The sequence below is a fragment of the Micromonospora reichwaldensis genome (genome assembly GCF_031845925.1).
Lineage (GTDB): Bacteria > Actinomycetota > Actinomycetes > Mycobacteriales > Micromonosporaceae > Micromonospora > Micromonospora reichwaldensis.
Map to the genome: position 1 here is coordinate 156,305 of NZ_JAVRFL010000001.1, position 13,083 is coordinate 169,387.

The following is a 13,083-nucleotide window of genomic DNA, read 5'->3' on the forward strand; positions in this document are numbered from 1 at the left end:
CCAGCACCGGATGCTCAGGTCACGGGTGTGCGTGGCGACGGGTGGGTAATGGCGCGGGCGTGACAGGATGCGGCGTGCCTCCGTTCAGTCCCGCACCCCCCGGCGGCGTCCCGCCGTTCGTCGCGGATCTGCACATCCACTCGAAGTACTCGCGCGCGTGCAGCCGCGACCTCACCCTGCCCAACCTCGGCTGGTGGGCGCGGCGCAAGGGCGTCGGGGTGCTCGGCACCGGCGACTTCACCCACCCCGCCTGGTACGACCACCTCCGCGAGACGCTGCACCCGGCCGAGCCCGGCCTGCACCGGCTCAGCCCGGAGGCGGAGCGGGACATCGCCCGCCGGCTGCCGCCCCGGCTGGCCAGCGAGGCGGAGGCGGACCCGGTCCGGTTCATGCTCAGCGTGGAGATCTCCACGATCTACAAGCGGGACGACCGCACCCGCAAGGTGCACCACCTGATCTACCTGCCCGACCTGGACGCGGTGGCCCGGTTCAACGCGGCGCTCGGGCGGATCGGCAACCTCGGCTCGGACGGCCGGCCGATCCTCGGCCTGGACTCCCGGGACCTGCTGGAGATCACCCTGGAGGCCAGCCCCGACGGCTACCTCGTGCCGGCGCACATCTGGACCCCGTGGTTCTCCGCGCTGGGCTCCAAGTCGGGCTTCGACGCGATCGCCGACTGCTACGCCGACCTGGCCGAGCACATCTTCGCCGTGGAGACCGGCCTCTCCTCGGACCCGGAGATGAACTGGCGCGTCGGCAGCCTGGACGGCTACCGGCTGGTGTCGAACTCGGACGCGCACTCGCCACCGGCGCTGGCCCGGGAGGCGACCGTCTTCGCCACCGCCCGCGACTACTTCGGGATCCGGGACGCCCTGCGTACCGGTGACGGACTCGCCGGGACCATCGAGTTCTTCCCCGAGGAGGGCAAGTACCACGCGGACGGGCACCGGCTCTGCGGCGTCAACTGGCCGCCCGAGCGGACCCGGGCCGCCGGTGGCCGCTGCCCGGAGTGCGGCAAGCCGCTCACCGTGGGCGTACTCAGCCGGATCGAGGAGCTGGCCGACCGGCCGTCGGGGCACCGGCCCGCGCACGCCCCCGACGTCACCCACCTGGTGCCGCTGGCCGAGATCCTCGGCGAGATCAACAAGGTGGGCGCCCGGTCCAAGCGGGTCGAGGGGAAGCTCCACGAGCTGATCGCGGCGCTCGGCCCGGAGCTGGAGATCCTCACCAGCACGCCGCTCGACGAGATCGGCCGGGTCGGCGGGGAACTGCTCGCCGAGGGCATCGGCCGGCTGCGCCGGGGCGACGTCCGCCGGGTCCCCGGCTACGACGGCGAGTACGGCGTCATCACCCTCTTCGACCCGGCCGAGCTGGGCGGCAACGCCGGCGGGGCCCAGGAGACGCTCTTCGACGTACCCGTGCCGGCGCAGCGCACCCCGACGGAGCCGGCGCCGAAGCCCCGGGCCAGGCGCCCGGCGGCGGCCAAGCCCGAACCGAAGCGCAAGGCCGCGCCGGCCGCGCCCCCGCCCCCGCCCCCGATCGCGCCGACGCCCTCGCCGCACGAGCCGTTCGAGCCGATGCTCGCCGGCATGGAGGAGGTCGGCACCGGCCTGCTGGACCGCCTGGACGCCATGCAGCGGGTGGCCGCCTCCGCGCCGGGCGGGCCGCTGCTCATCGTCGCCGGGCCGGGCACCGGCAAGACCCGGACGCTGACCCACCGGATCGCCTACCTCTGCGCGGAACTGAACGTCTTCCCGGAGCAGTGCCTGGCGATCACGTTCACCCGGCGGGCCGCCGAGGAGCTGCGGCACCGCCTCGACGGGCTGCTCGGGCCGGTCGCCGAGGACGTCACCGTCGGCACCTTCCACTCGCTGGGCCTGACGATCCTGCGGGAGAACGCCGACGCCGCCGGCCTGCCGACGGACTTCCGGATCGCCGACGACGCCCAGCGGGCGGAGGCCCGCGCCGAGGCCGGCGACGACGAGGCCGGCTACGCGGCGCTGCTGCGCAAGCAGGACCTGGTGGACCTGGACGAGCTGCTGACCCTGCCGGTCGCGCTGCTGAGGGCCGACAAGAAGCTGGTACGGCACTACCGGGAGCGCTGGCGCTGGATCTTCGTCGACGAGTACCAGGACGTCGACGAGGTGCAGTACGAGCTGCTGCGCCTGCTCAGCCCCGCCGACGGCAACCTCTGCGCGATCGGCGACCCGGACCAGGCGATCTACTCCTTCCGGGGCGCCGACGTCGGCTACTTCCTGCGCTTCTCGCAGGACTTCACCGACGCCCGGCTGGTCCGGCTGAACCGCAACTACCGCTCCTCCGCGCCCATCCTGGCCGCCGCCGTGCAGGCCATCGCGCCGTCGTCGCTGGTCCGGGGCCGCCGGCTCGACCCGGCCCGGCTCGACCCGGAGGCACCGCTGGTGGGTCGCTACCCGGCGGCCTCCGTCGCCGACGAGGCCGACTTCGTCGTACGCACCATCGACGAGCTGGTCGGCGGCCTCTCCCACCGCTCCCTGGACTCGGGGCGGATCGACGGCCGGTCCACCTCGCTGTCTTTCTCCGACATCGCGGTGCTCTACCGCACCGACGCGCAGGCCGCACCGATCGTGGACGCCCTGGCGCGGGCGAACATCCCGGTGCAGAAGCGCTCGCACGACCGGCTGCGGGACCGGCCCGGGGTGGCCGCCATCGCCCGCGAGCTGCGCCACGCCGACGGGCTCGACGGTTCGCTGGCCGCCCGGGTCCGGCTGGCCGGGCAGGTGCTGGCGGAGCGCTTCGCGGTGCCGACGCTGGACGGCGCCAACACGGTCCGCCCGGAGGACGTCCGGTCGGCCGTCGACCTGCTCACCCCGCTGGCCCGCCGCTGCGGCGACGACCTGCCGCTGTTCCTGTCCCAGCTCGCCACCGGGGCGGAGGTGGACGCGCTCGACCCCCGCGCCGAGGCGGTCACCCTGCTCACCCTGCACGCCGCCAAGGGGCTGGAGTTCCCGGTGGTCTTCCTGGTCGGCGCCGAGGACGGGCTGCTCCCGCTGCGCTGGCCCGGCAGCACCCCCGACGACGACGCGATCGCCGAGGAGCGGCGGCTCTTCTTCGTCGGGCTGACCCGCGCCCAGGACCGGCTGTACGTGACCCACGCGGCCCGCCGCAGCCGGCACGGCACGGAACGCGAGTGCGCCCCGTCGCCGTTCCTCGACGTCATCGACCCGGGCCTCTTCGAACGCTTCGGCGAGGCCGAACCCCGCCGCCCCCGCGACCGCCAGCTCCGCCTGATCTGAGCCACCCGTCGGGCTGTGGGTCCTTCCGGCCGCGGGTGACCGCTCAGGCGGTCAGAGCGGCCCGGTGTGCCTGTCCGTGCGGGGCGCGTCAGGCCGTCAGGCACCGGTGCGCCGGTCGGTGCGGCGGCCTCAGGCGGCCAGGGCGGCCAGCCAGGCGCCGGTGAGCAGGGCCGGGCCCAGCGGGAGCGGGGTGTCGCGACGCACCCTGCCGGTCACCAGCAGGACGAGTACCAGCACACCGTGCAGCAGGTGCGGCAGGAGCAGCCCGAGCGCCAGGGACGACCCGCCGAGCCAGCCGAGCGGCAGGCCCAGGACGGCGGCGAGCTTCACGTCGCCGAAGCCCAGCCGGGAGCCCGGCAGCACCGCCAGCACCACGTGGCAGGCGAAGCAGAGCGCCGCCCCCGCCACCGCGCCGAGCAGGCGCCCGGGGCTACCGGCCGCCGCCGCCACACCGGTCAGCCCGACGGCGGCGACCAGCGCGGCGGCCCCGACCAGCGGGTCGGGCAGGCGCAGGCAGGCCAGGTCGACCAGGGCGAGCACCAGCCCGACGGCGGCCAGCACGAGGAGGACCGGCAGGACCGGATCCGCCCCCAGGGCCGCCGCGAGCCCGGCGAAGGCGACCGCACCCGCCGTCGCGCCCCACCCGGCGGACGGCACCGCCCCGGCGACGCGCACCGCGCCCGGCGCGGCCTCGACGACGCGCGGCGTGCACCCGGCGTCCCGCACCGCGTTCGACGCGGCGCCGACGACGCGCGGTGCGTTCGCCGCGGCGCCGGCGACGCGCGGTGCGTTCGGCGCGGCGCCGACGACGCGCGGTGCGTTCGACGCGGCGCCGACGACGCGCGGTGCGTTCGACGCGGCGCCGACGACGCGCGGTGCGTTCGACGCGGTGAAGTGGCGGGCGACCCGGGGTGCGGCGAGGCCGGCCAGGGCCCCGAGCAGCGCCACGCATGCCAGCAGCCCGGTCGACACGGGCGGACGCTACCGGCGCGACGGCTCCGGCGTGGTCCCCCGGACGGGACGTCGCGGTCTCTCGGTGCTCACCACGAGGGCCACCCCGGCGACGATGACCGCGCCGCCGAGCACCACCCGCGCGGTGACCGGCTCGGCGGCGAACAACGCGCCGAGCGCCACCGCGACCACCGGGTTGACGTAGGCGTACGTGGAGGCCAGCGAGATCGGGGCGTGGTGCAGCAGCCAGACGTACGCGGTGAAGGCGACCAGCGAGCCGGCCACCATCAGGTACGCGAGCGCGAGCCACGACCGGGTGGTCACCGCGCCCGGGTCGAAGCCGCGCAGCTCGCCCCGGCCCACCGAGAGGAGGGCCAGCGCCGCCGCCCCGGCGAACATCTCGTAGACGGTGGCGACGAACGGATCGGCGGGCATCCGCATCCGCCCGGAGAGGAAGGAGCCGATCGACCAGCAGCTGGCCGCCGCGACCACGGTCAGCGCCCCGGTGAGCGGCACGGCATCCGTCCCGCCGGTCGGCAGCACCAGCAGCACCAGGCCGACGAAGCCCAGCGTCACCCCCGCCAGCGTCCACGACCGGGGCCGGTCGCCGGTGACCGTACGCAGCAGCACCACCAGCAGCGGAACGGTCGCCACCAGCAGGGCGGCGACCCCGGACGGCACCGCCACCCCCACCGGACCGGACTCGGCGAGCACCACCAGCCCGTTGCCGCAGGCCAGCAGGAGGACCCCGACCAGCGCGGCCGAGGCGAGCTGTCGCCGGTCCACCCGCAGCGCGCCCCGCCCCCGCCGCGCCCGCAGCACGATCGCCAGCACCAGACCGGCGGCGGCGAACCGGGCGGCCGCCGAGCCGAGCGGCGGCATGGACTCCACCACGATCTTGATGCCCAGGTAGGTGGAGCCCCACAGGACGTAGACCAGCAGCAGCGCGGTCCAGAGCAGGGCCGGAGTGGCCGCAGCCGTACGACCCGCCCCGACGGCCGGGCCGGACCGGGTACCTGCGTCGACGGGCGGCTGCGCACTCGGTGGAGGTGGGCTCATCGGTGGACACGCTACGGTGACGTCGGCGTCGGCGTCCCTGGTTGGTGGCCGGCCTCTCACCACTCGCACGGGAGGCGTGCATGGCGAACTACGGACCACCGGGGCGCGGGAACCCGGACCCGTGGCACGGGCGGCACCCCGACGAGTCGTACGGTCCGTCGGCCGGGTCTGCGGGGCAGGAGCCCTGGGCGGACGCGTACGCCCCGACCCCGCCGGGGCAGGGCCCGGTGCCGTACGCCGCCCGGAGCGACGGCACCGCCGTCCCCTCCCCGTACGCGGAAGGTCCCGCCCCGCCACCGCGACGGCGGCGCGGGCGGACGGCCCCGGTCGTCGCGGTGCTGGCCACGGTGACGTTGCTGGTGCTGGTCGGCGGGGCCGCGGTGCTCTACCTGCGCGACCAGGACGACAGGACGCCCGTCGCCACGCCGAGCGGGCCCGCGCCCGCGGCCCGGACCGACCCGCCGGAATCCCCGGCGGGCGCGACAGCCGCCACGCCGAGCACACCCGCCCCCGAGTCCTCCACCGATCCGCGCTTCGTCAAGGCCGGCCAGTGCGTCCGCAACGACGGGCCGGCCGGCGGCAAGCCCAAGCTGCTGATCAGCGACTGCGCGCCGCAGACGTACGAGGTGCTGCGCCGGATCGACGGGGCGACCAGCGGCGAGAAGGACGCCGCGGCGAAGTGCGCCAAGGTTGACGGCTACACCAACTGGTACTTCTTCGACAGCGAGCTGGACACCCTCGACTTCGTGCTCTGCCTGAAGCAGCGCTGAGCCACCGCACCCCTGAGGAAGAGATGACGACCTACGGATCACCCGCACAGCCGGACGACCCCTACCAGCGCCCGCCCGGCACCCCGGGCGGCCCGCCCCCCATCGACCCGACCCTGCCGGAGTGGGGGCAGCCGCCGGCCGCCGCGCAGTGGGGCCAGCCGCAGCCCGGCGGCGAACCGCAGTGGGGCCAACCGCCGTACGGGGGTGAAGCGCCGGCCACCCCGCAGTGGGGCCAGCAGGACCCGGCGTGGAACCAGCCCGCGCAGCCGCCGGCGCCGGAACCGGGCTACCCCCCGCCGCCCTCCTCCGGGGCCGGCTATCCGCCACCAACCTCCGGGGCCGGATACCCGCCGCCCTCCTCCGGAGCCGGCTATCCGCCGCCGCCCGGGGTGCAGCCGCCGGCGGGCCAGGGGGGCTACCCGCAGGCGGGACCGTATCCGCCGGCCGGGCCGGCACCCACGCCGGGCAACCAGTGGGGCACCCCGCCGCCGGGGCCCGGCGGGTACGCGATGCCGCCGGCCGCTCCGCCCGCGAACAAGAGCGGTGGCAAGGTCGCGCTGATCATCGGCCTGGTGGCGGTGCTCCTGCTCTGCCCGTGCCTCGGCCTCGCCGGCTGGGGATTCTGGCAGGCCGGCGACGACGACCCGGTCACGGCCCCGACGGTGAACGCCACCGCCGGCCCGACGGGCCAGCCGACGAGCCAGCCGACGAGCCGGCCGACGAGCGAGCCCACGGACGAGCCCAGCGTGGAGCCGACCACCGCCGCACCGAGCCCCAGCAGGAAGGTGTTCGCCAAGGGCGACTGCGTGGTCAACGACGGCACGGCCAGCAAGGCCGAGCTGCGTAAGGTGCCCTGCGGCCCCAACACGTACGAGGTGCTCCTGCGGATCCCGGGTACGGCGGACGGTGACCGGTGCAAGACCCGGGCCCCGGAGGCGACCGCGAACTACGTGCACGACAACTCGATCGACTTCCTCGACTACGTGCTCTGCCTGAAGAAGCGCTGATTGCCAAAACTAGGGCTGTCTAGCATGGACGCTAGACAGCCCTAGTTTTGTGTCGAGACCGATCCCGGTGACCCGACACGCCGGTTGCCCCATCTACGGATGTCTAGTCCCCCAGCTAGACGGCCCGATACTGTGCGATGCGTGGATCCGGTCCGCAACCCGTACGCCCCGGGCGCCGGCCAGCGTCCCCCCGAACTCGCCGGGCGGGGGCGCGAGCTGGACGTCTTCGACGTCGTGCTGGAGCGCATCGCCCGGGGCCGCCCGGAACGCAGCCTGATGCTCACCGGCCTGCGCGGGGTCGGCAAGACGGTGCTGCTCAACACCCTCCGCTCCCAGGCGATCAACCACCTCTGGGGCAGCGGCAAGATCGAGGCCCGACCGGACCAGTCGCTACGCCGACCGATCGCCGCCGCGCTGCACATGGCCGTCCGGGAACTGGCGCCCCGGCACCGCGCGCCCGACCGGATCGACGCCTTCCTCGGCGTGCTCAAGGCGTTCGCCCAGCGGACCGCGCCGACCGGTCGCGGCACCGCCGCCCCGAAGCTGCGCGACCGGTGGCAGCCGGGCATCGACGTGCCCGCCGCCACCGGCCGCGCCGACTCCGGTGACATCGAGATCGACCTGGTCGAGCTGCTCACCGACGCCGCGGCGGTGGCCGCCGACGTCGGCACCGGCATCGCGATCTTCATCGACGAGATGCAGGACCTCGGCCCGGAGGACGTCTCCGCGCTCTGCGCCGCCTGCCACGAGCTGTCCCAGCTCGGCGCGCCGCTGATCGTGGTCGGCGCCGGGCTGCCGCACCTGCCGGCCGTGCTCAGTGCGGCCAAGTCGTACTCGGAACGGCTCTTCCGCTACCAGCGCATCGACCGGCTCGACCGGATCGCCGCCGACCAGGCGCTCTGCGCGCCGGCCGAGCGCGAGGAGGTCGAGTACGAGCAGAAGGCGCTCGACCTGCTCTACGAGAAGTCCGGCGGCTATCCCTACTTCGTCCAGGCGTACGGGAAGGCGACCTGGGACCACGCGCCCCGCTCGCCGATCACCGCCGCCGACGTACGGGTCGCCGCGCCCGAGGCCGAGGCCGAGCTGGCCGTGGGCTTCTTCGGCTCCCGCTTCGAACGGGCCACCCCGGCCGAACGCGAGTACATGCGGGCCATGGCCACGCTGTCCCTGGTGGAGGGCGAGGTCGACGGCGGGGGACGCGACGACATGGACGCCGCCGTGCCGACGGCGGAGATCGCCCGGGCCCTGGGGCGCAAGCCGGCCAGCCTCTCCCCGGCCCGGGACGCGCTGATCAAGAAGGGCCTCATCTACTCCGGTGAACGCGGCACGGTCGCCTTCACCGTCCCGCACTTCGGCCGCTACCTGCGTACCCAACCGGCCTGACCGGCCACCACGAGCCGCGACGGGCGTCAGACCTTGGACCAGGGCGGCGGGAAGAGCACCTCGCCGCGCGGCGGCGGACCCTCGCCGCTCGTGGCCGGCGGCAGCACCAGCGCCTGCCACGGATCGCCGAGACCCGACCAGGGGCTGGTCAGGCCCATCCGGTCGGCCCGGCCGAAGCCGAACCGGTGGTAGTAGCCCGGGTCGCCGAGCACCACCACCAGCCGCTCGCCCAGCTCCGTGGCCGCCTCGATGGCGGCCTGCACCACCGCCGTGCCGAGCCCGATCCGCCGCCGGTGCGGCGCGACCGCCACGGGGCCGAGCGCCAGCGCCGGCGCGGTGTGGTCGTCGGACTTGACCCGGACCCGGGTGAGCAGGGCGTAGCCGACGACCTCGCCGCCGTACTCGGCGACCATCGCCAGCTCCGGCAGCCAGGCGTCGCTGTCCCGCAGCTCCGCGACTAGCCCCACCTCGGGTGGCGTGGTCACGTCGGGGCGGGCGAACGCGCCGGCCAGCACCCGCCGGACCGCGCCGGTGTCGGCCGGGTCCTCAGGTCGCAGCCGCAGCGTCGTCACGCGGGGCACGTTACCCCTCACGGGCCGTCCATCAGCGACGGTCGCTCGAATCGGCGTGGCGCGAGGTGCACGCCCACCGATCCGGATCGGCGGTTGCGGGGGTAGCCGGGCCGACGACAGGGTATGACTGACCCATGAAACCGGTACGTTCCCTCGCCCGCGCCATGCTGAGCGGCATCTTCGTGGTCAGCGGGTTCACCAACCTCCGGAACCCCGGGCGGCTGGTCCCGGCCGCGAAGCCCGTGACGGACCGGGTGACTCCGCTGCTGGAGAAGGCCGACCCCCGCATCCCCACCGACACCGAGACGCTGATCCGCGTCAACTCGGCGGTGCAGGTCGGCGCCGGGCTGATGCTCGCCACCGGCCGGTTCGCCCGGCCGGCGGCGCTGGTCCTGGCCGGCACGCTGGTCCCGGTGACCCTCGCCGGGCATCCCTTCTGGAACAACGACGACCCGGCGGCGCGGCGCAACAACCAGATCCACTTCCTGAAGAACCTCGGCCTCTTCGGCGGGCTGCTGCTCGCCGCCGCCGACACCGGCGGCAAGCCGGGGCTGCGGTGGCGGACCGGTCACCGGATCGGCCACTCCCGACGTTCCGTGCAGCGAGCCGTCCGTACCGCCCGCAGGGAGGCCCGAATCGCCGTACGATCGGCAGCGACGGCCCGTCGACTGCCTGGCTGACCTGCGTCGATACCTCCCCCCGCCCGGGCCTTCACGTGTCAACGCCGCGAATCACCTGAACCACCCGACAGGCGTTAACGCGGTGGAAATGTCAAAAACATGTGTGGGATCGGACACGGTCGCATAACGCGGGAGGCATTAACGTGAGGCGCCGTTCTAGGCTCCGTGCAGGACCTGGACGGGTAGGACGACCTTGGTACGGGGGTGGCCACGCCATGCCGGCGACCGTCGGAAGACGGGTGGACCGCCTCGCCCCAGTCCGTCGCGTAACGCGTGGGATCGATCGTAGGACAGTCGTACGGGCTGGCATCGTGGCCGCCGTCGCCTATGCCGCATGGCTCGCCATCGGTGCTTTCGGGCGGCCGTACAACTTCTTCGACATGAAGATCTACCACGGCGCGGTGGTGTGGTGGGCGAGCGGTCACGAGCTCTACGAGTTCATCGCACCCGGCACCACCCTGGGTTTCACCTACCCACCGTTCGGCGGTCTGGTGATGCTGCCGATGGCGCACCTGCCGGTCGAGCTGGCCGGGACGGTCAACGTGCTCGCCAGCATCGCCGCCCTGGCCGTCGTGCTGGCCGGGCTGCTCCGCCCGATCGTCGACCGGCTCGGCTGGCCCCTCTGGTTCACCGTGGGGATCGCCACGCCGCTGGCGGTCGCGATCGAGCCGGCCCGGGAGACCCTCGGCTACGGCCAGGTGAACCTGCTCCTCTTCGCACTGATCATGGCCGACCTGATCGGCCTGCGCTGGCGGGCCCGCCGGGGCACCCACATCCCCCCGACCGACGGGCCGCTGCTGCGCTTCGTCTACAGCGGGGCGTGGGCCGGCGTGGGCATCGGCCTGGCCACCGCCGTCAAGCTGACCCCGGCGCTGTTCATCGCCTACCTGATGATCACGCGGCAGTGGCGTGCCGCGACCACCGCGATCGGCACGGTGATCGCGGTGACCGTCGGTTCCTTCGCGGTCGTCGGCACCGAGTCGCGGGCCTACTTCGGCGGCGTGCTCTGGCAGACCGAGCGCGTCGGGGCCGCCGACATGACGCCCAACCAGTCGCTGGCGGGGCTGCTGGCCCGGCTGTACGACTCGATCGAGACGCCCGGCCTGCTCTGGCTGGCGTTCTCGGTGCTGATGCTGGCGGTCGGCCTCTCCCGCGCCGTCAACGCCCGCGCCGACGGCGACGAGCTGACCGCGTTCACGCTGGTCGGCCTCACCGCCAACGTGATCAGCCCGATCTCCTGGACGCACCACCTGGTCTGGGTGATCCCGGCGATCATCGTGCTGGCCGACGCCGCCGTACGCCGGCGCGAGGCCAGCCGCGGGTTGGCGCAGCGGGCCGGTCAGGGCGGGTACGGCGGGCCGCCGGGGGTGACGGGGCTGCGCCCGCCGATCTGGTACCCGACGCTGACCGGGCTCCGGCACGGCGTCGCCGCCGTCGGGCTCTACCTGCTCTTCCTGGTCTCTCCGATCTGGCCGTACGAGCACCAGCTCCCCGAGGTGTCGCACTACCAGGACGGCCTCTTCGGCGCCCTGATGGAGAACTCGCTGGCGCTGGCCCTGATCCTGCTGGTCGCCGCCCTGCCGTGGCGCCCCGGTGCCGAGCCGGCCTTCTACGCCGACCGGTTCGGCCGGCAGGCCGCGCCGAGCCTGCGCCGCTGACCGGGTGGGCCGCCCCTCAGGGGCAGTTCACCCACTCCTCGGTGCCGTCGGCGAAGACCTGCCGCTTCCAGATCGGCAGCCGCGCCTTGACCTCGTCGACCAGTCGGGCGCAGGCCGCGAACGCGGCGGCCCGGTGGGCGGTGCTGACGGCCGCCACCAGTGCCGCGTCGCCGATGGCGAGCGGGCCGACCCGGTGCGACACCGCGACCGCGTACACGTCAGGGTCGGCAGCTATCTCGGCCGCGACCTCGCGCAGGATCCGCCCGGCGCTCGGGTGGCCCTCGTACTCCAGGCTGGTCACCACGCGGCCGTGGTCGTGGTCGCGGACCACCCCCTGGAACGAGACCACCGCGCCGGCCCGGCGGTCGGCGACCGCCGCCTCGTGCGCGGCGAGGTCGAGCGGCCGGTCGGTGACCTCGCCGAACGTCGTGGACCGGCCCGACGCGTCGGCCGTCGGCGTGGTCACCACGCACGCTCCCCGGGCAGCAGCGGCAGCGGTACGACCGGCACCCGGTCCCCCGGCTCGCCGGAGGTGCCGGGGCGGATGACGGCGAACCCGTCGGCACCCGCCAGCCCGCGCAGCATCGCCGAGCCGACGTGCCGGACCGGGTGCGCGGTGCCGGCGGTCCGGTCCAACCGGACCAGCGCCAGGTGGGTGTACCCGCCCCGGCCACGCACCGGCTCGGCGAGCGTGGCGTGCGGCAGCACCGGCATCGGGCGGCCCGCCAGGCCGGCCAGCAGCGGGGCGACCAGCGAGACCAGGGCGACGATGGCGGACTGCGGGTTGCCGGGCAGTCCGGCGACGAACCGGACCCGGCCGTCGGCGTCGACCAGCCGCGCCAGCAGCATCGGGAAACCGGGCCGCACCGCCACCGTGTTGACCACGTAGTCGGCGCCCAGCGCCTCCAGCGTGGGATGCAGGTGGTCGACCGGCCCGTGCATCGTGCCGCCGGTGGTGCACACGAGGTCGGCGGTGCTCAACGCCGCGCGCAGGGCGGCCACGTGCGCGGGAAGCGTGTCCGCCACCGGTCCGACCACGTCCGACGGGCGGACCAGGCAGCCGTACCGGCGCAGCCAGGCCGGCACCGCCGGCCCGAGCGCGTCGCGTACCCGACCGGCGCCGGGCGGGCCGGCGGTCAGCAGCTCGTCGCCGAAGACCAGCAGCGCGGCGCGGGGCTGCCGCCGCACCAGCAGGCTGTCGTGCCCGCAGGAGGCGGCCAGGCCGATCAGCGCCGGGTCCACCGGCGTGCCGGCGGGGACCAGTTCCTCCCCGGCGTACGCCTCCTCGCCCGGCTCGCGCCACTCCGGCGCCGGCCGCGGCGTGCCGTCGACGAGGCCCTCGGGTGTACGACGGGACTCCTCCACCCGCAGCACGGCCGTGGTGCCCTCCGGCACCATCGCGCCGGTGGCGATCTCGACGGTCGTCCCGTCGTCGGCCAGCGGGGCCGGGGTGCCACCCGCCAGCACCCGCCCGACCGGCCGCCACGGCCCGGTGCCGCGCACGGCCCAGCCGTCGACGCTGGAGGTGGGGAAGGCGGGCAGGTCCGTACGGGTGGCCAGCGGCTCGGCGAGGGTGTGCCCGTCGATCTCGGCGAGCGGCCGGCTGACGGCGGGGAGCGCGGCGGCCAGGCCGACCGCGTACACCCGGGAGCGGGCCTCCTCCCAGCCGGCGGGCGGGGGCGCGGTGGCCGGCTCGGCGGCCGGGGCGGTTTCCGTGCTCACCGGCCG

11 protein-coding genes are annotated in these 13,083 nt (G+C 75.1%); 6 read left to right on the forward strand and 5 right to left on the reverse strand.

The features are described from left to right. Nucleotides 1-74: 74 nt before the first annotated feature. On the forward strand, nucleotides 75-3,275 hold the full coding sequence (locus tag RM555_RS00775) for a UvrD-helicase domain-containing protein (protein ID WP_311409932.1): 3,201 nt from the start codon (nucleotides 75-77) through the stop codon (nucleotides 3,273-3,275). A gap of 129 nt (nucleotides 3,276-3,404) precedes the next feature. Here the strand turns inward: RM555_RS00775 and RM555_RS00780 are convergent, their stop codons facing one another. Further along, complete coding sequence (locus RM555_RS00780; protein WP_311409933.1) at nucleotides 3,405-4,247, reverse strand: prepilin peptidase; 843 nt, start codon at nucleotides 4,245-4,247, stop codon at nucleotides 3,405-3,407. A 9-nt stretch (nucleotides 4,248-4,256) separates the two neighbouring features. Continuing rightward, a complete protein-coding gene (locus RM555_RS00785) occupies nucleotides 4,257-5,285 on the reverse strand; it encodes an EamA family transporter (RefSeq protein ID WP_311409934.1) in 1,029 nt (342 codons plus the stop codon). Between the two features lie 227 nt (nucleotides 5,286-5,512). On the opposite strand from RM555_RS00785, the gene RM555_RS00790 reads away from it, so the two are divergent. The 3 genes from RM555_RS00790 (at nucleotide 5,513) to RM555_RS00800 (ending at nucleotide 8,445) form a co-directional block, all read left to right on the forward strand. Next, nucleotides 5,513-6,055 carry an LppU/SCO3897 family protein gene (locus RM555_RS00790; RefSeq protein ID WP_311410101.1) on the forward strand — a complete coding sequence of 181 codons (543 nt, stop codon included), beginning with the start codon at nucleotides 5,513-5,515 and terminating at the stop codon, nucleotides 6,053-6,055. Between the two features lie 509 nt (nucleotides 6,056-6,564). Continuing rightward, a complete protein-coding gene (locus RM555_RS30925) occupies nucleotides 6,565-7,062 on the forward strand; it encodes an LppU/SCO3897 family protein (protein WP_396888656.1) in 498 nt (165 codons plus the stop codon). Nucleotides 7,063-7,203: 141 nt separating this feature from the next. Then, nucleotides 7,204-8,445, forward strand: a complete 1,242-nt coding sequence (locus RM555_RS00800) for an ATP-binding protein (RefSeq protein WP_311409936.1) — start codon at nucleotides 7,204-7,206, stop codon at nucleotides 8,443-8,445. A gap of 26 nt (nucleotides 8,446-8,471) precedes the next feature. On the opposite strand, the gene RM555_RS00805 is transcribed toward RM555_RS00800, so the two are convergent. Further along, the gene (locus RM555_RS00805) at nucleotides 8,472-9,026 is read right to left on the reverse strand and encodes a GNAT family N-acetyltransferase (RefSeq protein ID WP_311410102.1); all 555 of its coding nucleotides are present in this window, start codon (nucleotides 9,024-9,026) and stop codon (nucleotides 8,472-8,474) included. Nucleotides 9,027-9,151: 125 nt separating this feature from the next. On the opposite strand from RM555_RS00805, the gene RM555_RS00810 reads away from it, so the two are divergent. Further along, nucleotides 9,152-9,697 carry a DoxX family protein gene (locus tag RM555_RS00810; protein ID WP_311409937.1) on the forward strand — a complete coding sequence of 182 codons (546 nt, stop codon included), beginning with the start codon at nucleotides 9,152-9,154 and terminating at the stop codon, nucleotides 9,695-9,697. Between the two features lie 215 nt (nucleotides 9,698-9,912). Next, entirely contained in the window at nucleotides 9,913-11,355 is a 1,443-nt protein-coding gene (locus RM555_RS00815) for a glycosyltransferase 87 family protein (protein WP_311409938.1), read from the forward strand. Between the two features lie 16 nt (nucleotides 11,356-11,371). On the opposite strand, the gene RM555_RS00820 is transcribed toward RM555_RS00815, so the two are convergent. Both RM555_RS00820 and RM555_RS00825 read right to left on the reverse strand, forming a co-directional pair. Next, nucleotides 11,372-11,821 (reverse strand): molybdenum cofactor biosynthesis protein MoaE, encoded by a 450-nt coding sequence (locus RM555_RS00820; RefSeq protein ID WP_311409939.1) that lies wholly within the window; start codon nucleotides 11,819-11,821, stop codon nucleotides 11,372-11,374. Beyond that, entirely contained in the window at nucleotides 11,818-13,077 is a 1,260-nt protein-coding gene (locus RM555_RS00825; protein ID WP_311409940.1) for a molybdopterin molybdotransferase MoeA, read from the reverse strand. The genes RM555_RS00820 and RM555_RS00825 overlap by 4 nt, the downstream gene beginning before the upstream one ends. Between the last annotated feature and the right edge of the window lie 6 nt (nucleotides 13,078-13,083).